The sequence below is a fragment of the Bacillus sp. LR_5 genome (assembly GCF_042709275.1).
Genome location: NZ_JAVAXX010000009.1, coordinates 38,705 through 59,184, shown reverse-complemented (window position 1 = coordinate 59,184; position 20,480 = coordinate 38,705). Strand labels below are relative to the sequence as shown.

The window sequence follows — 20,480 nt, the reverse complement described above, 5'->3', positions numbered from 1 at the left end:
GATCCAGCTGATGTGCCGGATCGCTTTTTTATTTACAGGTTGTCTGCCTTTATGCTTTTGATTAGTCGTTGTTGCGGGCGTTTCCGCCTTTTGAGCCAATTTCTTGGTAGAATTCTTTATCATGATTTTTGCTTGTTGCCTCTCCGCCTTTTCGGCCGATTTCTTGATAGAATTCTTTGTCATGATTTTCGCTAGTGGCTTCTCCGCCTTTTTCACCGATTTCTTGATAGAACTCTTTGTCATGGTTCTTGCTAGTGGCTTCTCCGCCTTTTTCGCCGATTTCCTGATAGAATTCTTTGTCATGGTTTTTGCTAGTGGCTTCTCCGCCTTTTTGACCAATCTCTTGATAGAATTCTTTGTCATGGTTCTTGCTTGTTGTTTCTCCGCCTTTTCTACCTGCTTCTTCTCTGCTCATTTTGTTATTGTCTGCCATTTTGAATTCCTCCTTTAATTGGTGTTGGTTGTTGTATTCCCGCTCACAATTCTTTTAAACAAACAAAACACATTGGGTATGTTTCCACTAAAAAAAGCAGGCGGATCGCGGTGTCCGTCTGCTTTCTGCTATTCCATCTCTCGTTCTGTTTCTTTCAGTCGTTCAAGAATGCGCCTCTTTTTGTACAGCATCATGCCTGTCTCGGTAATGTCGTTTAATGTTGAGCGATTGGCAGCGGCGCCAAAAACCATTCCGGCAACCGGCACCATCTGGAAAAGTTTTTTCCAGCCAAACGTGTCTCGATAGCCCAAAACGACTTCTCGCCAGCCTTGGATTTGAGAAGCGACATTCTTATATGTACGGTCTTGATCGTAGTGTTTTAATTCTTGCAAAATCGATCTTTTGCCGACAACATCAGCCGACGTCAGCTGCAGACATTTCACAATGAAGACGCGTTCTTTTTTCTCCTTTGGGTCATAGCCGTATGCGACTGCGATATCCTGTAATGTTTTTAGTGATAAGCCAAGCACTGCCGGAATGTCTGCCGCCAGCGTAAACACGCCGCCCACACCGGTTGTCGCGCCTTGAACGGTTGCTGCGTTGGTTCTGTTTTTGCCCATTCCTTCCGCAATTTCATCCATGACAGGAAGAGGCGCTTTCCGGATGTCCTCCAGCGATTCAAAGATCTCCTCCGGCAGTTTCTTTTGAAATATCCTGATAATCTGTTTTTCAGATGTCAGGTACTGTCCGCCTGTTTGAACAAAGCTGCCGACCTCATCCAAGAGCTTGCCGATCTTTTTCTGGATGAATTCCGGTGTCAGCTTGTCCAGCAGCTGAAACGGGAGACGGCTGAGCTTTTCCCAAAACCAGACTTTTTGCTGATCTTTTTCCCATTTCTCTATCTCTTTTAATTGCTGATGTAAGTCTTCTTTTCGTTCTGTTGGCACCCAATCCGCACTTCCCTTCCGTTTTTTCTACTATATAGTATACCTTCATTTTTTCGGATGCGTTTTTATTTTTCACCTGCGGGTACCATTTTTATAAAAGGAAAAGGAGTGATGGACATGCCTTGGTCGATGAAGGATTATCCTGCTTCATTAAAAAATCTTGAGAAGCCGGTGAGAAAAAAGGCGATAGACATTGCGAATGCGATGATTGATGAAGGCTATGAGGAAGGGCGCGCGATTCCAATTGCGACAAGCAAAGCGAAGGAATGGGCGGAAAACGCCTCTACAGATGAAATTGACGATTTCCTGACGCATGATGATGAGACAGAACGCGATGCTGATCCAAGCAGCGGCAGCGGCCCCGAGCTCATGAATAAAGCAGAGCATGTTATTAAGCATAAAAAAGGCTGGGCAGTCAAAGCCGAGGGCGCCAAACGTGTGTCTGAAATCAAGGATACAAAGAAAGAAGCGATTGAACGGGCAAAGGAAATCGCGGCGCATAAAGGCACTGAGGTCATTGTTCATTTAGCTGACGGCAGTGTGCAGAGAAAGATTAAAACAGGATCATAAAGGAATATGCTTTTAGGTGTTTCGAAATGATCAGGAGCGGTTATTGATTGGTAAATCATTTATGAGAGGTGATCATGATGCTTAGCTTTTTGGTTTCATTAGTTGTTGCTATTGTTATCGGATTAATTGGGAGCGCCATTGTAGGAAACCGGCTGCCGGGAGGAATTTTCGGCTCTATGATTGCCGGGCTGATCGGCGCTTGGATTGGGCACGGACTTCTTGGCACATGGGGACCGAGCCTCGCCGGCTTTGCTATTTTCCCGGCCATCATCGGGGCAGCCATCTTCGTGTTCTTGCTGGGCCTTATATTCCGCGGGCTGCGGAAGGAAGCCTAGACTCGACTCATTAGATACAGGAGGCATCGTTTCGAACTGAAACGATGTCTTTTTATATGGGACCTTATCCCGAATCCCTACATATCATGTTACATAACAGGGAAAAATTCAGAAGTGTATTTTGAACATTTTCGGTTGACAAGAAACCGGGATGGTCATATGATGTAGATAAAATAATTTGCCTTAAGGAAACTCTTTGTTGTACGGCAAAAACAAACAGAATTCAGGTGAGACATGATGAACAAGGACATCACAGCACAATCTCCCCGTTCCAAAGCCGTCCAAGATGCGCTTGACGGGAAAATCAGAGGATTCAGAGGGCTGCTCCCTTTTCTCGGCCCTGCATTTATAGCAGCCATTGCCTATATTGATCCCGGCAACTTCGCAACGAATATTTCGGCGGGTTCTAAATACGGATATATGCTCTTATGGGTGATCTTATTTTCTAATATCATGGCCCTTTTAATTCAATCCCTATCCGCCAAACTCGGTATTGCGACAGGCAAAAATCTGCCTGAGGTTGCCCGTGAAGAATTCCCGAAGCCTGTCTCGATCGGATTATGGATTCAGGGCGAGCTGGTCATTATCGCAACTGATCTGGCGGAATTTATCGGAGCGGCTCTGGGACTGTATTTGCTGTTCGGCATTCCGATGCTTGAAGCGTCTATTATTGCGGCGATCGGTTCTTTCGCGATATTGGAGCTTCAGCGCCGCGGTTATCGCTCACTTGAAGCCGGTATTGCCGGTATGCTGTTTGTGGTCGTGATCGCCTTTGCGCTGCAGACCTTTTTCGCAAAGCCTGATGCAGTGTCAGTGATGAAGGGCCTTTTTGTCCCGGCGTTTCATGGCACCGACAGTGTGCTTCTTGCAGCGGGTATTCTTGGCGCAACTGTTATGCCGCACGCCATTTATTTACACTCTGCCCTTACACAGCGGCGGGTGGTTGGCAAAACTGATGCAGAACGGAAAAAAATCTTTAGGTTTGAATTTATTGATATTTTAATAGCGATGCTGATTGCAGGGGCTATTAATGCAAGTATGCTGATTGTGGCTGCCGCATTATTCTTCAAAAACGGCATGTTTGTTGAGGATCTCGACGTCGCATTTCAGCAATTCGGACATCTTGTCAGCCCTATGTCTGCGGCTTTATTCGGGATCGGGCTGCTCGTTGCCGGTCTATCCAGTTCGTCTGTCGGCACACTTTCAGGCGACGTGATTATGCAAGGATTTATCAACTACCGCATTCCGCTGTATGTACGGCGTTTTATCACGATCATTCCGCCGATCTTGATCATCGCGTCAGGTGTTAATCCGACGACCGCTCTCGTACTGAGCCAGGTCGTGCTGTCCTTCGGGATCGCCTTTGCCCTCATTCCGCTTATTATGTTTACAAGCAATAAACGGATCATGGGATCTCTGATCAACGCCAAATGGGTCACAGTGGTGTCTTGGCTGATTGCTGTATTGATCGTTGCTTTGAATGTGTTTTTAATTGTAGATACGTTTCGATAAAAAACCGGCTTCTAAAGCCGGTTTTTATTTTTTCGCAAAAGCTCATTGATACCCTTTTTGACAGAAATTTGTTATGATAGAAGAAAAATCGGAGTTTTGATGATGTCAGTATTTATTCTGTTTTATTTGTGGATTGTTCCTATCGTTATCGGCATTTTATGTTCTGTTGCTGCCCATAGATCCAAGGGAAAAATGAGAGTCGCGCCCGGCATTGCCATGATCGTGCTCAGTATTATTTCCCTAATCACGGCGTTTACGGCCGGACACACAAATTTCCACGTGTTTATCGGCGGCATGTTTTTATTCGGCACCTTCTTGGTCGGTTCTGCTTTTCCTTTCTTCTTCGGGCTGAAGAAAAAAGAGAAATAAGCTTATGATGAGAAGAGTTCTGTAAGATTTGATAAGAATAAACAAATGAAACATACAAGGACAAATGCGCTGGTCTTTTTGCTTTGAAAGAAGATGCATTTGTCCTTTTGCCCGTTCTGAGCATGGCGAAAATCGTGATATGACGCATAGATCATTCCTGCAGATCCTAATACATACAACAATAATTTTATGAACTCAAACATGTAATCCTCCTCATACCAATATAATACAAGGATAACCTGAAATACATTTGTTTCCAACACAAAAAAAGAGGCCTCTAAAAGGGCCTCTAGAATAACCGTTTCAAACTTTTCTTCAGTGACGGCATTTCAAATTTTTGGTTTTCGAAGAAGTTTTTCAGCATGTACTTGCTAAAGCCTTTCGCCTGCCCGTAGGTGATTTTGCCAGGAAGCGGCGGTTCGTTTCCAATCATGACATCCACAACGACCGGTTGGTCAGAGTGCAGCGCCTCATGGAATGCCGGCGCAAGCTCTTCCGCTTTAGTCACTTTGATGCCCTTTGCTCCGCAGCTTTCTGCAAATGCGGCATAGTCGACATTTTGAAGTTTTGTGACATAGTCGATATTGCCTTTGACCTGCTGCTCGTACTCAATCATGCCAAGATTTTCGTTGTTTAAAATGACGACTGTGATCGGGAGCTTATATTTGACAGCGGTCGGAAGATCCTGCATGACCATGGAAAATCCCCCGTCACCACAGACGGCGATCGCCTGGCGTTCCGGTTCGGACAAGCTTGCGGCGATCGCTCCCGGCAGGCCGCAGCCCATTGTCGCAAGCCAGCTGGAGACGATGAAATCCTGGTTCGCGTTCATTTTGAAATGACGCGCCATCCAGACTGTCACAGTGCCGACATCGACAGAGAGCACCGCATCATCGGCTGCCGCTTCCTGAAGACGGGCCACGACCTGCTGAGGTTTAAGCGGTGTTGTTGCCTCTGTCTCATCTTTTTCAATTTCGTTCCACCAATGCTGCATATGTTCTGTGCAGGCATTCAGGAATCTTCTGTCTTCCTTGCGTTCAATATACTCTGTCAATTCGCGCAGACCGAGAGCCGAATCGCAGACAAGGCCCGCTGTCACCGGATACCGTTTTCCGATTTTTGCCGGGTCTGAATCGAGCTGTATCGCCGGCGTGTCATCTGGCAAATAATCACGGTACGGGAATGACGTTCCGAGCATGATTAATAAATCACATTCCTCCATTGCCTCGTAAGCCGGCTTTGTTCCGATCTGCCCGAGGTTGCCGAGAAAATGCGGGTGCTTATCGGGAACAACACCCTTTGCCGGGAGTGTAACAACGATCGGAGCGGCGGCTTTGTCCGCAAATTCTAAGAGCTCCCGTTTCGCCTTTTTCATTCCCTGCCCTGCCAGGATAATCGGCTTCTTAGCGTTATTAATATATTGGGCGCAGGTGACGAGCTGTTCTTTTTTCGGTTCAAGGTTCCCTTCAATATACACCGGTGAAGTATACACGGGCTCCCGTTTGATTTTCTCCGCAAACAAATCATCTGACACGCTCAATACCGCAACGCCTTTTTTGCTGTAGGCGGTCCTGATCGCCTGATTTAAGAGATCCGGAAGTGATTCTGCGCTATGTACCTCTCTGTTGAACACAGCCACGTCCTCAAACATTTGCTCCAGCTTAATCTCCTGGAAATAGTCCCGTCCGACTTCGCCAGAAGAAACCTGTCCTGCAATCGCAAGCACAGGGGCGCCGTCCGCTTTTGCATCATATAAACCATTTAATAAGTGCACCGCTCCCGGCCCTGCGATTGACAGACAGACTCCGACCTTGCCGGTGAGTTTTGCTTCAGCTGCGGCTGCCAGTGCCGCTACCTCTTCGTGGCGGGTTTGAATGAACTTCAGTTGATTTCTTTCGTGTCTTAATTCTTCAATAAACTCATTTATACTGTCTCCGGGGATGCCGTATACATGATCAACTCCCCATTGCTCAAGCAGCTCTGTCATTACTTGTCCTGCAGTTTTATGTGCCATTACGTATCCTCCTTTTTCCTTTTTTCAATACCACAGGAGAAAGGCTTTAAAACCCGGAGACCTGAATCGCTTGCCCAGTCTTCTTTTCAACAGGTCGATCGCCGCGAGCAACCCGCTATCCTTGACGGTGACATTTACATCTTGAGCGCCGTTCTTGAAATCATTGATCTGCCTTCTTCGATTCGGCACCATAAAAAGCGGCAAACGCCCCGGGGAAACCTACTTTAATCCCGCTGTCTCTGTGCCGTCAGCCACTGCTTGTCCGCCTGTTATGCTTCCGAAAAACAGATGCTGTTTATCTTGAAACTTTGGCCTTTGGTAAACACCTATTTTCGCAGAAAGCGCTGCATTGTATCCCGTTTCTTCCAATATCTCCCGCACTGCCGCTTCCTCAGCCGATTCCCTGGGATCAACCCTGCCGCCCGGCAAATCCCATAGAGGGACATCTTTTCGTTTCACCAGCAGAATTTGCTGACTTTCGTTCAATACGATCACAAAAGCACCTTGTGTATACACCGCCATACCTCCTTTTCCCGCAAAAAAGGACCAAGGTGATTCCCTTGGTCCTAGAGCTTTACTTTTTAAAATGATACGGCAGTGTGGCAACCATTATGTCCTTTTTCCAGAACAGCCGGACTCTGAGGAGGAAGGCCGATTGGTTGTGAAGGATGGTGTGCCAGCGTTTTTTCGTTATAAATTGCGGAAACAGCACCATAACGGAAAACTGCTCCTTCTTCGCTTTTGCCTCAACTGTTTCCAAAAACTTATCAAACGGATGGACAAGGCTTCTGTACGAGGAGTGAAGCGTAACGAGACGCACTCCGTTATTAAGCTCTTCCCAGCGTTTTTCGAATTTCTTTTCCTGTTCTCTGTCAAATGACACGTGAACGGCGATCACCTGATCAGACAGTGATTTCGCATAGTGAATCGATTTTTGCACGACGGTGGTGACACCGGCCACAGGCACAATCACAACGGTGCCTTTGATTTCTTCCGGCTCTTTGTCTACGATGCGAAGCTGTTCGCCAACCGCTGTATAGTGATTTTTAATCGCAAAAAACAGCAAAACGACGATAGGCATAAAGATTAACACAGGCCATACGACATTAAACTTCGTCACAAACAGAATGGATAGAACCATAAATGATATCAGAGCGCCGCAGGAGTTGATCAGCATTTTTCCGATCCAGCCTTTTGGTTTTTGCTTGATCCATTTCATGCACATGCCGGTTTGTGAAAGCGTAAATGGAATAAATACGCCCACAGCATATAACGGGATTAAGTGCTCCGTCTGTCCTCCGAATAAGATAATGAGAACAATGGAGGCAAAGCCTAAAAAGATAATCCCATTTGAGAAGCCTAAGCGGTCGCCCCTGACTGTAAACATTCGCGGCATATACTGGTCTCTCGCCAGGTTGAAGGCAAGCTGCGGGAAGGCTGAAAATCCCGTATTTGCCGCAAGAACCAAAATAAGCGATGTGACACCTTGGATGACATAGTAGAACACATTCCGCCCGAAGGTTTCGGACGCAATTTGTGAAACCACTGTTTCATCAGGCTTCGGCGCCGTACCATACCCGTACGCGAGCACCGTGATGCCGGAAAACAGAATCGCCAGCAAAATCCCCATCATCGCAAGCGTTCTTGCCGCGTTTCGCGCAGGCGGGTTTTTGAATGCAGGAATCGCATTAGAAATGGCCTCAACCCCGGTCAACGCTGAGCATCCGGAGGAAAAAGCCTTAAGCAGCAAAAACAGCGTAATGCCGGCTACAGGTGTGCCGAGCGGTGTATGATGGGCTGGCTGGTCTATTTGTCCTGTCATAAGTTTAAACAACCCGACTGCAATGAGAACCAAAAGCGCCACCACAAACAGATAAACCGGGTAGGCAAGAATGGATGCCGATTCCGAAAGACCGCGCAGGTTCAAAATCATAATCACTAACACGAGAAAAATAGCGATCGGCACATGATAATCATGCAATGCAGGAAAGGCTGACGTGATGGCGTCCGTGCCTGCGGAAATACTTACCGCTACTGTTAAAATATAATCAACAAGCAATGAACCGCCCGCAATCAATCCCGGTTTTTCACCGAGATTTTCTTTAGAAACGATATACGCCCCGCCGCCCTGCGGATAAGCGTAAATAATTTGCCTGTATGAAAGAATCAGTGCGAGCAGTAATATGAGAACGCCCACCGCAATCGGAATGGAGTACCAAAATGCGGCAGCACTGATTGTTGCCAAAATGATTAGAATTTGTTCTGTCCCATATGCGACAGATGACAGCGCATCTGAGGAAAGCATAGCCAAGGCTTTTAATTTCGTCAGTTTTTGCTCTCCAGCTGCTTGGGATTTTAGTGGTTTCCCAATCAAAAAACGTTTGATTGAATGATACATCGATGTCTTCCCCTTTTAATTTCTCATTTTTCAATTAAAACAATAAAACATCAGTGTCTTGCTCTCACATGTTGATGATAGTCCTTTCTGCTATGATGTCTCTGTATGCGATTTGCATTCAAAAATGAACAATAAAAAACACAGAGGCAAACGGATGCCCCTGTGCCATAACATCGAACACAGGTTTCATTCATCTCCTCTCACGAACGCTTACGAGGTTAGCTGACGGATTCGGGCATATGAGAGTTAGCCCTACCTAAAAAGGATTCACCCCAACGGCAAAAAGCCGTTCTATTGGGTCCCCCGCTCTGATTTCAGATTAAGCGATTTGTTTTCTAAAAGAGATCATACTCCCGTTCCCGCACGTTGTAAAGAGGCTTATTGGCTGAGAGAAAAAAATAAAATGACAGGTTCCACAAATGGAATTTACTTACCAAAAATAAAAAAACAGAGGCTAAAATCGCCTCTGTTTTATTCTGTATCTGTCTTTCTTTTTCTGCGTCTTACGGCAATCCAAATGAACACTGCCGCAACCACCATAATGAGTGCCAGCACACCAATATACATCCATTTCTGGCTATGATCCTGTGTTGGTTGTTCTGCATCGGAACTGTTTGTTTCCGATTTGAGCTGCTGGTGGTTTGTAAACACCTGCTGGCTGTTTGTTTCATTAAGGACGGTTGCCGACTCATCGTTGCTGTTCAGATAACTGATGATCTCTTTTGTGACAGCCGCGCCATCTCCTTTTGACGGTGCAAAGACAGCCATTGTATAGCGTGAATCCCAAACCGATGCTTGGGTAAATACCACTTGTTTTGTCGTCTCATTCAGCATCTCGAAACCAGATACATCAAACGATCCGTTCTTTTCCTGCGGCACAAGCAGATCTGATGATTTCTCCTTCAGAAGAGAAAATTGATTGATCCCTCCTATGAAAATGAGGTTTCGTCCTTTTGCATCATTTGCTGTAACGTCAGATGATTTCTTTACCGTATATGAATGCTGTGCTTCGCTGCCAAAGGATTCCGTTACGAGAGAAAGCTCCTCTAGCTTCGATTGGCTTACGGTGTCAGGAAGCACGATTAACGTTGTTTGATCCTGGTTTCCGGCGTAAGGCAGCGGCCACTCTTGAAAATCCGCTGAAGGAGACATGCCTTTGATGGCGTATGATAATGTACTGTTTTTATCGATAAAAACCCACTTTTCTTCATCAGTCGTATTACAAGGGTTGTTTTCCTTTAAACCGGTCGTGACGAACTGAATATCAATGTAGCGGTTTTTTTGCAGCAGCTTAGGGTCCACTTTCACTGTGACATGATAGAATCCGTTTTTATCTTCTTTTCCTAATTCATCAAGCCGGACCGAGTGCGGCTGGCCGTTGATCATCACTTTCAGTTCTGCAGCCTGAGAGGCTGACTCGTTTTCAGCCGTTGAGGCTTGAATCGTTTCAGACTTTTTCAGTTTAAGCGACAGCTTCGCCGATTGGTTTTCATCTAAAACAGCCGAAGTCGGATAAAAATAATGTGCTGAAGATGTTTTGTCGGCTCCAATTGTGATATCACCCGCTCCAAAATTCTCAAGGGTCAGCTTATCGCTTTCTTTTTTTTCAGTCTGCTGAAGCTTGCTGATTGAAAGTGTATCGCCGCTGAGCTGGCCTGTATATGTCTGATCTGTCATCACGCTGATTTTTTTAGTGAGCGCGTCCTCGGACGCCGCTTGCGCAAACAGAACCGGCTGCTGTTTGCCCTCTGCTTTCAGCACCCGCTCCGCAAGCAGAAGGTTTTCTCCTTTTGCATGTAGCCCAGCTTGCTTCAACAGTTTTTTCACTTTGCCGTTCCAATGCTTGTCCACGCCGATAACAATCGTCGGCTTATCGATTTTTTTCAGTTCAGATTCCGTGACATACGCAATACTGACACTGCTGTCCACCGTTTTCAAATAGCCTTCTGTTTTAACAGCAGCTTCTATTTCTGCTGAACTAGGATTATCCGGAATGACGATAGCTGTTTCTTCCGCTGTATTTCCAGATTGGGCGAAAGGATACGGATAATGGTCCAGCGACGTTCCCTTCGCTTCACTGCTGTCAGCAAGTGTCAGCCGGCTGTCCGGATAAATTTTGATCCAGTTGCCTGATGTATCCTGTCTGACGCACACGCCCTCTTTCATTACGCCGTAGAATTTCAGCGATACGTTGTGATAGCCTTGCGCAGACTGGCTTTTATTCAGATTCAGCTTCACTGTTTTCCGTTTGGAATCACCATCAAGCTTTAACGTCTTGACCGGTTCATCATCAATGACAGCCGTTAACGATGATGGAGAAATTAAAAGATTTGATGCCTCGTATTCGATTACCAATTGCTGATTGCCCGAAGAGGCGCCTGCCGGGATCTGGTACGTCAGCTCTGCGCTGTCTTTTGATCCATACAGTGTAATCAGCTCGCTTGTCAGCACCTGCTGTTTGGCTTGTTCTTGGCTGCTTTTTCCAAGGAGCGAACCGCTGACCTGTACGTCTTTGGCAAGAGCCGTTTGTCCAGTCATCGCCAGCAGCATGAAGCTTGTGAGAAAAATCATTATTTGTTTCAAAAAGGTCACCCGCTTTTATGTTGATTGTATCGTTCTGTCTTGTACCATTTGACCTCTTGCTTGAATAGACGGTGCTTGATTTCTACGAATAAAGAGTAGATAACAAGCACAATCCATGCCTGAGAGTATGTGAAGTACATGAGAAATACGATAAAAAAGTTTTGCTTGTTCATTTCTGTTTTTTCAATGCTCAACGTAATCATGACCTCTGTCATAAATAAGAAAAACGCCAAAATCCAGAGAATCATTGCCAAAAATCCAACAGACAAATGCAAATCATAAAACAAATTCACTACAAAAATCGTATTTGACATGATCACGCCAAAGAAAAACAGAAAGTACGTAAAGAAAAAATAAAACAAATCAAAGATAATCCGTTTTCGTTTCAGCTTAAAAAACTGCGCCAAAAATTTGAGCACGACATATTGATTGCCGCGCGCCCATCGGGTGCGCTGGCGCCACCATACCTTCCATGTTTCCGGTTCCTGCTCCCACGTGATGGCGGCAGGGAAAAAGCGGATGTGATAGCCGAGATTATACACCCGGATGGTCAGCTCAGTGTCCTCAGCGAGCGCTTTGTCATCCCAGCCTCCGAGCTTTTCGATAATGCTTCTGCGGATCGCGAAGTTGGTGCCTGGGATCGTGGCGATTTTGAACCACTTCCATCTGCCTCCCTGGGCCATCCACTGAAAACAGATCGTTTCGATATTAATAAACCTCGTCAGCAGCGTCTTTGCCGCATTGATGACGCGGAATTTCCCTACCACGGCGCCTGCCTTTTCGTCATTCATCAGGCCGAGCACGAGGTAATACACAGCCATTTTCTCAGGCGTGTTGTCGGCGTCATACACACAGATCACATCGCCGTTCGATTCGGCAAAACCCGAGTTAAGTGCAGAGGATTTTCCTTTTCCTGCATTTGGCGGCTTCGTAATCACCATTTTGATGAAATCGTATTTCTCGGAAAATTCATTGACGATATCACCCGTCCGGTCTGATGAATTATCATTAACGACGATAATCTCCAGCCGGTCCTTCGGATAATAAAGGTTGACCATGGCCTTCAGCGTCTGCCGAATCACAACCTCTTCGTTATGCGCCGGGATGAGGACGCTGACCTTCGGCAGTTCCTTCATGTTTTCTCTCCACTTCGGGATATTCCGTTCGAAGGTCATATAGTGGCGAAACCCGCCCTGCATGAGGAACATGTGGTAGAGAAGCATAACCCATATTAAACTTAGCGAGATAAAGAACAGCGTATTACCCAAGGCTTCTTCTCTCCTTAAAAATTCGTTTTTTCAATGTGGCTCTCAAGTAAAACGTATAACTGACAAACATGATGACAAATAAGAGCACAACAGCGGAGAGAATCCATAACGCCTTTTCCAGAGGGGTTTGCCGGTGATGATCGAAAAACTCGTCAATGGCGCTTACGCCGTTTTTCACCTGAATCGTTCCGTCACCGCTTGTATGAATTTCCACTTTGTCTGTTTTGACGGTTTGTTTCGTTTTCTTTAAATCAAGCCATTCACTGTCTGGAATGCGTTCCATCTGATCAACCAGCTCCGGCAGATATTTCATCCCAAGGTACGGGTGATAAAATCCTCCAGCTACTCCGCCTTCAAAATCAATCATCTGGGAGATATGCTCCTCCATCTCACCGAGCGGGTTTTGCTTCGATGTGTCGACAAAGCCGATCGTTTCCGGATAAAGCGTCATTCCGTGCAACATCGAAGGAGCAGTCACAAACGGAGGTGCACCGGATGTTTTCCATGTTGTGCTGCTGAGCTGGACCTGGCCGAAAATGCTTGTAAAATACTGCGAGGCGATTTGATAGCCATATTCGGACATCGTGTAATGCGGCGCTTCAAACGCCAGCGGGTAAAGACCCGATGATGTCAAATCCTCGATGGCACGCGTCAGTTTTTGTTTTGTATACGTTTCTTCCTTTTCCCGAAATGGTTCGAGATAGCTGTGATAGGCTTGTTCGTTCGGGAAGTCCTGTTCTTTCTCCAAAATGGACGGGGGGTCTTCGGCATTTCCGGATGTAATCGGCTGATCCGCCTTTGCATCCCAAAATTCAAAGCCCTCTCCTGTTTCACTGTAGCGATAAGCGTGAGTATAGCCGTGAACAATGATACTGCCGCCCATGCTTTGCAGCTTCTTCAGCACCTTGACCATCTTCGGTTGATCAGACAAATACACTTTGTCGCCTGTTTCCGGATTCAAGTAAACCGGAATGACCGCCAGGATAAAAGGAATATGCCGCTTATGCAGGTATGTACCGGCTTGAAGCAGCAATTTTTCATCAGACATCGGGCTGATATCCTCGAGACGCAAATACAATAACGTCGTCCCCGCCTTCTCTCCGAAAGCTTCTCTGAGCTGTTTCGCCACGATCAAATTGTTATTTAACAAATTTGTTAATCCAATGTACACATTCCCTTTTTTTGTTTTCCATATAAAAGAATGCGTTGTGCCGTCATCGGCTTTGAAGGTGTAAAGCGCCGTTCCTTTCAGGCCTGATACACTCAGCACGTTAAGCCCGCTTTCCAGAGACACATCGGCCTTTTCCGACCTGCTGTGAACCTGAAACACATTTTCTTTGCGGGCTAATGAAAGCCCGGAAAATTGGCTGATTTGACCTGCGTTATAGCCAATGGCGACAACCGGTTTTTTTACGCCGCTGATAAGAGACAGCAGTTTTTTGCTGAGCTTTCTTTTCGTTTGGCCGTAATAAATCACATGGTCTTTCCCTTTGAAATCCGACGCTTCAACGTCTGAATCTTTTTTGACTGTCACATGGGATGTAAAGTGGCCCGCAAGCAAATCGAGCATTTTGACTTGTGACGACTCTTTGCCGTCCAAGGTTGAGTAGATGATGAAAATACCGGCGTCCTGATCTTTCGCTTGCGCAGAAACGGGAAAAGACGCAATAGCTGAAACTAGAAGCATCATGACGCATAGCAATGTGATTCCTTTATAGTTCATTCATCATCATCTCGTTTTCCAGTTCTTCTAAAAATTGATCAGCTGTTTTGATATCGTTGCGGTAGGGCAAATAGCAAACGTGGAACGTAAGCGACACATACTTTCCATTTTCCAGCTGATATGTATCCAATTGTTTCTTCAGCTTAGTCAGAACGGCCGGCATATGTTCAGCAGGCGTGTGCGTCAGCACGATCCCGATACGCTCGTCAGAGGGACGGAATTTCTTATCCGTTTCCCGAACGCTTGTCCTGATTTGCTGACCGACATATTGGAAGAGGCGGTCCGTTTCTTTTTCACCGTACAAAGACTTAAACTCTTTGAAATAATGCATATGGAGCAGCAAAAACACAAAAGAATTGCCATAGCGCTCCGCCCGCTTGATTTCTTCTGAAAGTTCCAGCTTCATCCTTTGCTTGTTATCAAAACCGGTCACTCTGTCAACAGCAACATAGCTTTTAATTTCGGATTGAAGCCGTGTAATCGAGCGCCTAAGCTCTGCCGTAATATCGTGGATTCGTCCAGAAATAAAAGAAAACAGCAAAAGCGCGATTCCCCACACGACAAGCATTCGCAGTCCTTCCTCAGCCGGAAATAACGCAGCCTGTCCAGTCTGGAAAAACATCATTAAGGTGCCGAGAACAAAGAGTACGATTAAGGTCACTGCCAGCGCGTAAATCGGGCCGAACCAGATGCCTGCGACGATGACGCCAAATGTGATGCAAAGGATCAGAGCACCTTCTGATTGCTGGGCTGACACATAATAAATAAACAAAGACAGGGCCGCGATGAGCCCTGAAAAATAAGCAAATAATTTTTGTGATTCACTGAATGATATTTTCATTAAAAAGCTTCCTTTCGGCTAACAGCGGCAGCAGATTGTCAAATGAATGCGTCTGAGTGCCGCTCATATAGCCTCCATAATACGATTTCACCGGATCATGAATTTCAAAGTCATTCATTCTGTCATATATGGCTTTGATGACAGAACTGTTTTCATGCTGTTTTGTCAAAAACAATACGGCTAATGCATATACGGATGGAGACTCATATTGGACGGCAGGCTCCTTCGTATCTGCCGAATACCGCCCGTACAGCTTTCCGTTTTTCTGAAATTCCTGCTTGATCCAGTCCGCTAAAACAGATGCTTTTTCATCCCCTTCCGGCAAATGCCAAGCAGCGTAAAGCTGATCAATCAGGTTGATTTCACTATCGTATGTGTATTCCTTCGTCTCCGAGCTGTATGTCTTCGGCAGAAAGCCATTTTTTAAAGGAGCTGAATAGAGAACATTGGCATTCCGCTGTTCTGTTTCTTCGTCTATGATTCCATTCTTCTTTAAGACAGCTAAGGCATCAGGCATGACGTATGAAAGCGTCACATCCTTTGAAGCGGCCTGTGAGTCGTAAAAGTCTGTAAAAAACCCGTTGTTCATATTGTATGTCTTCAAAGACGTGCCGATATCCCTAGCCGTTTGCGCGTAGTCGCTGCGGCCCCATTTTGCGGCGGCTTGGTCAAGAGACAGCATAATTCTCATATCATCTATCAGCGCATTCGTCCCGCTCGCTTGGCCATTTTGAATCTTCCACGTCACCAAGTGATTGCTCATCAGAAATGAATCAGTCAGATGCTGATATTGATCCTGGAAATGCGGTGCGTCATTTTTGCTGAGCAGAAACTTCATCCACAGGCCGAGAGATTCCGACAAGTAAGAAGGCTGGTCTGAAAAATCGGTTTTAATCAGCCCTTGGTCATTCATTAAATTGTGATAGATGAAATATTCCGCCGGCTGGAGCGGGCTGGCATTCACTTCTGTCGCCGACTGATTTTGGGTCTTGTTTCCAGCTTCAGCACACCCTGCGGAAAGTCCGATAGATAAGAAGAATAAGATGACAGCAATTAGTACATGCCTCACAGGCAAATCCCCCTTTGTCGCCTGAAGCAAATCAGACGCTCACAAATAGTTATAGACGAAAATATGACTGCCATGTTACAAAGTACATTTACTATAAAAGAAAAAAATGCAGATTGCTAGCTTTTTTTCCCCTTTTTGAACATTAAGAAAACAGGACCTAAGTCCACTAAAAAAACCTGTGCGATAGGCACAGGTTTTTTTATTATTTATCCAAACCGAGTTTTTTCAGCTGTTCTGCCAGCGCGTTGTTAATCGGCTCATCTTTATTTTGTTTTTTCATATAAGAGGATACGTCCCGTTTGGTAGCACGCGCTTTGTCTTTGTTTTTTCGTTTTTCAAATACAGAGAGCTTTTCACGGTGACCGCACACACACGCAAAGGTTTGGCCCTCGCCTTGGCCGCGAAGCTCCATTCGTTTATGGCAGTTCGGGCAGCGTGCGTTTGTTTTTCGGGCAATCGTTTTTCTGCTTCCGCATTCACGATCTTGGCACACGAGCATCGTCCCGCGTTTGCCGTTTACTTTCAGCATCATTTTGCCGCATTCCGGACATGCCGTTCCCGTGATGTTGTCATGTCGGAAGGTTTGGCTGCTGTTTTTGATTTCTTTTACCGTTTGGTGAGCGTAAGCCTTCATATCTTTAATAAAAACAGCCGATTTCAATTTGCCGGCCGCGATCGCAGACAGCTTTTGCTCCCATTCTGCTGTTAAGGCCGGTGATTTCAGATCCTCCGGAACAAGCTGCAGGAGCTGTTTTCCTTTAGATGTGATAAAAATATCTTGGCCTTTTTTCTCGATTAAAAAGCTGTTGAACAGTTTTTCAATAATGTCGGCACGCGTTGCCACCGTGCCGAGGCCGCCTGTTTCTCCAAGCGTTTTGACGAGGCCTTTTTCTTCTCCCTGCATAAACGCGCTTGGGTTTTCCATCGCTGACAGCAAGGTCCCTTCATTAAAGCGGGCAGGCGGCTTCGTTTGGCCGCTTGTTTCCGTTAACGTGCGGACGGCAAGTGTGTCGCCTTTTTGAAGCGCAGGAAGTGTCTGATCTCTGTCATCCTCCTGCTCATCATCCTCTTCCGCCATATCATAAACGGCTTTCCACCCTTGCGACTGCACGGTTTTGCCTTTCGCCGTAAAGGTTTCTCCGCCGATTTCTGCGATGACCTTTGTTTCCTCATATTCGAATGCAGGCATTAATACAGCCAGGAAACGTTTCGCAATCAGGTCATACAGCTTTCGTTCTTTATCACTCAGACTGCTGAGAACGAGCGGCTCTTCGGTCGGGATAATCGCGTGGTGGTCTGACACCTTCGCGTCATTGACATATCCTTTATGAGATTTAATGCCGCGTTTTTTAATTTGGCTGACATATTGGGCATACGGTTTTACTTCCATGCCTTCCAGACGGTCTTTTAACGTCGGGACGATGTCACTGGATAAAAATCTAGAGTCCGTCCGCGGATATGTGACGAGCTTATGCTGCTCATATAGCTTCTGCAGGACAGAAAGCGTTTCTTTGGCAGAAAAACCGAAGCGCTTGTGGGCGTCACGCTGGAGCTCCGTTAAATCATAAAGCGCAGGCGCAAAGCTTTTTTTCGCTGTTTTTTTCAGCTCAGCTACGACCGCTTGCTTTCCTTCGAGGTTTTTTAGCAAACGGCTTGTTACATCTTGATTGAACGTTCTCGTCTGCTTTGATTTCTTATCCTGCCACGTCAGCGTCATGCCGTCGACTGCAGCACGAATGCCGTAATACGAAACGGGCGTAAACGCCTGAATGTCTGCCTCGCGCTTTGCAATCATGGCAAGCGTCGGAGTCTGCACACGCCCGCATGAGAGCTGGGCATTGAATTTTGTGGTAAGTGCACGGGTGGCGTTGATCCCCACAATCCAATCCGCTTCCGCTCTGGCGACGGCAGAATGGTACAGGTTTTCATATTCTTTGCCGCTGCGCAGCTTTTGAAAACCTTCCTTGATCGCTTTATCCGTCACAGATGAAATCCACAGTCGCTTGATTGGTTTTCGGACATTCGCTTTCTCAATGATCCAGCGCGCAACAAGCTCACCTTCCCGGCCTGCGTCAGTCGCGATGACAATCTGATTGACGTCTTTACGGGTAAGCTGGGATTTGACTGCATTGAACTGCTTTCCGGTTTTTTTTATCACCACAAGCTTCAAGGGTTCTGGGATAATCGGCAGATCCTCTAGGCGCCATGATTGAAATTCTTTTCCGTAGCCTTCCGGATCAGCAAGCGTCACCAAATGGCCTAAAGCCCAGGTCACAATATATTGATCACTTTCGAGATAACCGTTTCCTTTTTTATGGCACTTCAGCACCCGGGCTAAATCCCGGCCGACTGAAGGTTTTTCAGCTAATACAACTGTTTTTGACATGCTTGATCACTTCTCTTTCTTTCGCGCTCATCCTGTTATTATAACAGACTTCACGCGGCACTCTCTAACCGCGCCCGTTTTTCGTGTCAATTTCTGAGAAAATGACGTGAGTGACGGTTTGCGCGTAGGGCGATGTTTTGTTAATGAAATCTTCTACCGCTTCGAGGCTTTCGGCATTGATTTTCAGCATATAGCAGGCTGCACCCGCAATCCGGTAGCAAAATTCAATATTCGGCAATGTTTGAATATAGCTTTTGAACCGCTCGTAATCCGCGTTTTTAACGGTTGCTTCCACAATGCAGGAAACGGGAAGCCCCAGTTTTTTCTGGTCGACCTCCAGCGTGTATTGCTTGATGATGCCAAACGATTCAAGCTGTCTTACCCGTTCTGTTACAGATGGAGGCGACAGCTTAATTTTTCTGCCTAATTCCCTCATCGACAAACGGCTGTCCTTCTTCAGCTCCTCAATGATATTTAGATCAATCTGGTCAAGTTTCATTTCAACATCCTTCTTTTTTGATTTTGTACACATTATCTCGGGTATTTTTGTAAATGACAAGTACAGTTCCCTAGAAAAGGCATGTAAAAATGAATGTTTTCCGAACATTTTTTGAAAGCTGTCATATGCCCCTCCGGATTGTTTATAGTATAAAATGAAAACGTGTCCACAAGGAGGGCGATTTATGCTGCACACGCCGATCGGAAGACTTCGCACGATGGGTTTTATTGAAGGAATGTCACTCTTAATCCTGTTGTTCATCGCTATGCCGCTTAAATATTGGGCAGGCCTTCCGCTTGCGGTGACAATTGTCGGTTCGGTTCACGGCGGGTTGTTCATTTTGTATTTGCTTGTCTTGGCTTATGCAACCTTCTCTGTCAAATGGCCGCTGAAATGGTCAGCTGCCGGCTTCGTCGCCGCTTTCGTCCCATTCGGAAATTTTTTGTACGACCGCGGATTAAGGAAATATAAATAAGGGAACGCAAAAAAGGCTGGATTTTTATGATCCAGCCTTTCTTATTAAAACCACTTTGTCAGCCACGCGATATAGTAGGCCCCCGGAATAAACATGAGCTGGGCGAGGAGTGTGCCCGCCACCCTTGATGTGACCATTGTGATAGAGGTCCATTTTAAATAGAGATAGCTTCGTTTTCCTTTTGCCACATCATCAGCTAGAACGGATACTTTAGGATCAACAAAAATGGCCAGCAGCATCGTCGCAATTCCGTTGATCAAACCCGAAGCCATGACGGCTGTCGTGCTGCGCTCCGGCGCCAGAAGGCCTGCGTATAAAGCCGAAAGCACGCCAATCGTATAAATCGATGTGATCAGCATGTTGATGACAAACAAACGCTTCGGAATCAAGCGCATATGAAATCCTTTTACATATGAAATGGACGGCAGACGCAAATAGGAAAGGGCATTTTTGAATCCTTGTTTCGAGAATCCCTTTCGGAATACTTGAAAAACGGAGCCGCCGCCGCCCGCCAAGTGAATAATCGCCCGTGAAAAAAGAGCGACAAAAGACGGGAGCAGGATAATGCCCAAAATGGTGCCGACTGTCGATCCGAAAATTAAAAAGCGGAACTGCTCCCCTACAATCGCCAGTGCGTTTTTTCCAGCATCATCAATTAAATGCCCAGTAAAGGGCTGCTGCACCATGTTCGACATTCTGGATACGATGACCATGACATTAAACAGAGAAAGCGCGGACGCAATAAATCCAACGCGGGCCCCGGAAAGCCTTGTGGCATAGGCTAAAGTTTCTATCGAGTGAATCAGCAATAAAAAACAAAAAATAAAAAGTACTTGTGTTGTAATGACATGCACGTTATTCTTCCTCCAATATCATCCTAGAGATAAGACTGGAAAGAAGACAAGGAGGTTTCAGTACGATGTGTTTTTTGCAATAAAAAAACCGTCCGGTGTACGCCGGGCGGTTTGTCTTATTCTTTTCTATACGCAAATAAAGATTATATCATCCGCAAGTCAGGCGGGTTAGATTCAGAAAGCATTGTTCCGAAGAATCATTCT

The 20,480-nt window shown here is 46.0% G+C and carries 17 protein-coding genes, 1 pseudogene and 1 riboswitch; of the genes and pseudogenes, 5 read left to right on the top strand and 13 right to left on the bottom strand.

What is annotated here, in order from left to right; translation table 11 throughout:
* Positions 1-61: 61 nt before the first annotated feature.
* Together gsiB and RAC86_RS03825 are read right to left on the bottom strand one after the other, a co-directional pair.
* Entirely contained in the window at positions 62-433 is a 372-nt protein-coding gene (gene gsiB / locus RAC86_RS03830; protein ID WP_003246542.1) for a glucose starvation-inducible protein GsiB, read from the bottom strand.
* A 128-nt stretch (positions 434-561) separates the two neighbouring features.
* The gene (locus RAC86_RS03825; protein WP_003234359.1) at positions 562-1,380 is read right to left on the bottom strand and encodes an EcsC family protein; all 819 of its coding nucleotides are present in this window, start codon (positions 1,378-1,380) and stop codon (positions 562-564) included.
* A 117-nt stretch (positions 1,381-1,497) separates the two neighbouring features.
* Between RAC86_RS03825 and RAC86_RS03820 the strand changes: the two genes are divergently transcribed.
* The 4 genes from RAC86_RS03820 to RAC86_RS03805 all read left to right on the top strand — a co-directional run bounded on the left by RAC86_RS03820 (position 1,498) and on the right by RAC86_RS03805 (position 4,166).
* Complete coding sequence (locus tag RAC86_RS03820; protein WP_003246574.1) at positions 1,498-1,950, top strand: DUF2188 domain-containing protein; 453 nt, start codon at positions 1,498-1,500, stop codon at positions 1,948-1,950.
* Positions 1,951-2,027: 77 nt separating this feature from the next.
* Entirely contained in the window at positions 2,028-2,285 is a 258-nt protein-coding gene (locus tag RAC86_RS03815) for a GlsB/YeaQ/YmgE family stress response membrane protein (RefSeq protein WP_003246519.1), read from the top strand.
* Positions 2,286-2,519: 234 nt separating this feature from the next.
* The gene (locus tag RAC86_RS03810) at positions 2,520-3,797 is read left to right on the top strand and encodes an Nramp family divalent metal transporter (protein ID WP_032678930.1); all 1,278 of its coding nucleotides are present in this window, start codon (positions 2,520-2,522) and stop codon (positions 3,795-3,797) included.
* Between the two features lie 102 nt (positions 3,798-3,899).
* Positions 3,900-4,166, top strand: coding sequence for a hypothetical protein (locus RAC86_RS03805; protein WP_021481716.1), 267 nt, complete (start codon positions 3,900-3,902; stop codon positions 4,164-4,166).
* Positions 4,167-4,455: 289 nt separating this feature from the next.
* Here the strand turns inward: RAC86_RS03805 and RAC86_RS03800 are convergent, their stop codons facing one another.
* The 10 genes and pseudogenes from RAC86_RS03800 to lrpC all read right to left on the bottom strand — a co-directional run bounded on the left by RAC86_RS03800 (position 4,456) and on the right by lrpC (position 18,947).
* A complete protein-coding gene (locus RAC86_RS03800) occupies positions 4,456-6,180 on the bottom strand; it encodes a pyruvate oxidase (RefSeq protein ID WP_167407869.1) in 1,725 nt (574 codons plus the stop codon).
* 24 nt (positions 6,181-6,204) lie between these two features.
* Positions 6,205-6,696 (bottom strand): annotated as a pseudogene (locus RAC86_RS03795) (NUDIX hydrolase).
* Positions 6,697-6,754: 58 nt separating this feature from the next.
* Entirely contained in the window at positions 6,755-8,578 is a 1,824-nt protein-coding gene (gene kimA, locus RAC86_RS03790) for a potassium transporter KimA (protein WP_021481720.1), read from the bottom strand.
* A gap of 192 nt (positions 8,579-8,770) precedes the next feature.
* Positions 8,771-8,914: riboswitch (cyclic di-AMP (ydaO/yuaA leader) on the bottom strand.
* A 135-nt stretch (positions 8,915-9,049) separates the two neighbouring features.
* Complete coding sequence (locus RAC86_RS03785) at positions 9,050-11,161, bottom strand: cellulose biosynthesis cyclic di-GMP-binding regulatory protein BcsB (protein ID WP_377885397.1); 2,112 nt, start codon at positions 11,159-11,161, stop codon at positions 9,050-9,052.
* A 5-nt stretch (positions 11,162-11,166) separates the two neighbouring features.
* Positions 11,167-12,429 (bottom strand): glycosyltransferase family 2 protein, encoded by a 1,263-nt coding sequence (locus RAC86_RS03780; protein ID WP_014475851.1) that lies wholly within the window; start codon positions 12,427-12,429, stop codon positions 11,167-11,169.
* On the bottom strand, positions 12,422-14,131 hold the full coding sequence (locus RAC86_RS03775; RefSeq protein ID WP_377885399.1) for a DUF2334 domain-containing protein: 1,710 nt from the start codon (positions 14,129-14,131) through the stop codon (positions 12,422-12,424). Before RAC86_RS03775 ends, RAC86_RS03780 begins: the two co-directional genes overlap by 8 nt.
* 10 nt (positions 14,132-14,141) lie before the next feature.
* Complete coding sequence (gene epsK, locus RAC86_RS03770) at positions 14,142-14,993, bottom strand: cyclic-di-GMP receptor EpsK (protein ID WP_113713036.1); 852 nt, start codon at positions 14,991-14,993, stop codon at positions 14,142-14,144.
* Positions 14,974-16,062: a hypothetical protein gene (locus tag RAC86_RS03765; RefSeq protein WP_029726557.1), complete on the bottom strand. Its 1,089-nt coding sequence runs from the start codon at positions 16,060-16,062 to the stop codon at positions 14,974-14,976. The genes epsK and RAC86_RS03765 overlap by 20 nt, the downstream gene beginning before the upstream one ends.
* Positions 16,063-16,264: 202 nt before the next feature.
* The gene (locus RAC86_RS03760) at positions 16,265-18,448 is read right to left on the bottom strand and encodes a DNA topoisomerase III (protein ID WP_377885394.1); all 2,184 of its coding nucleotides are present in this window, start codon (positions 18,446-18,448) and stop codon (positions 16,265-16,267) included.
* A gap of 64 nt (positions 18,449-18,512) precedes the next feature.
* Positions 18,513-18,947, bottom strand: a complete 435-nt coding sequence (lrpC, locus tag RAC86_RS03755) for a transcriptional regulator LrpC (protein ID WP_003246585.1) — start codon at positions 18,945-18,947, stop codon at positions 18,513-18,515.
* Positions 18,948-19,131: 184 nt separating this feature from the next.
* Between lrpC and RAC86_RS03750 the strand changes: the two genes are divergently transcribed.
* Positions 19,132-19,422, top strand: coding sequence for a DUF3817 domain-containing protein (locus RAC86_RS03750; RefSeq protein ID WP_015252794.1), 291 nt, complete (start codon positions 19,132-19,134; stop codon positions 19,420-19,422).
* Between the two features lie 44 nt (positions 19,423-19,466).
* On the opposite strand, the gene amj is transcribed toward RAC86_RS03750, so the two are convergent.
* Complete coding sequence (gene amj, locus RAC86_RS03745; RefSeq protein ID WP_061891247.1) at positions 19,467-20,276, bottom strand: lipid II flippase Amj; 810 nt, start codon at positions 20,274-20,276, stop codon at positions 19,467-19,469.
* Positions 20,277-20,480: the final 204 nt, after the last annotated feature.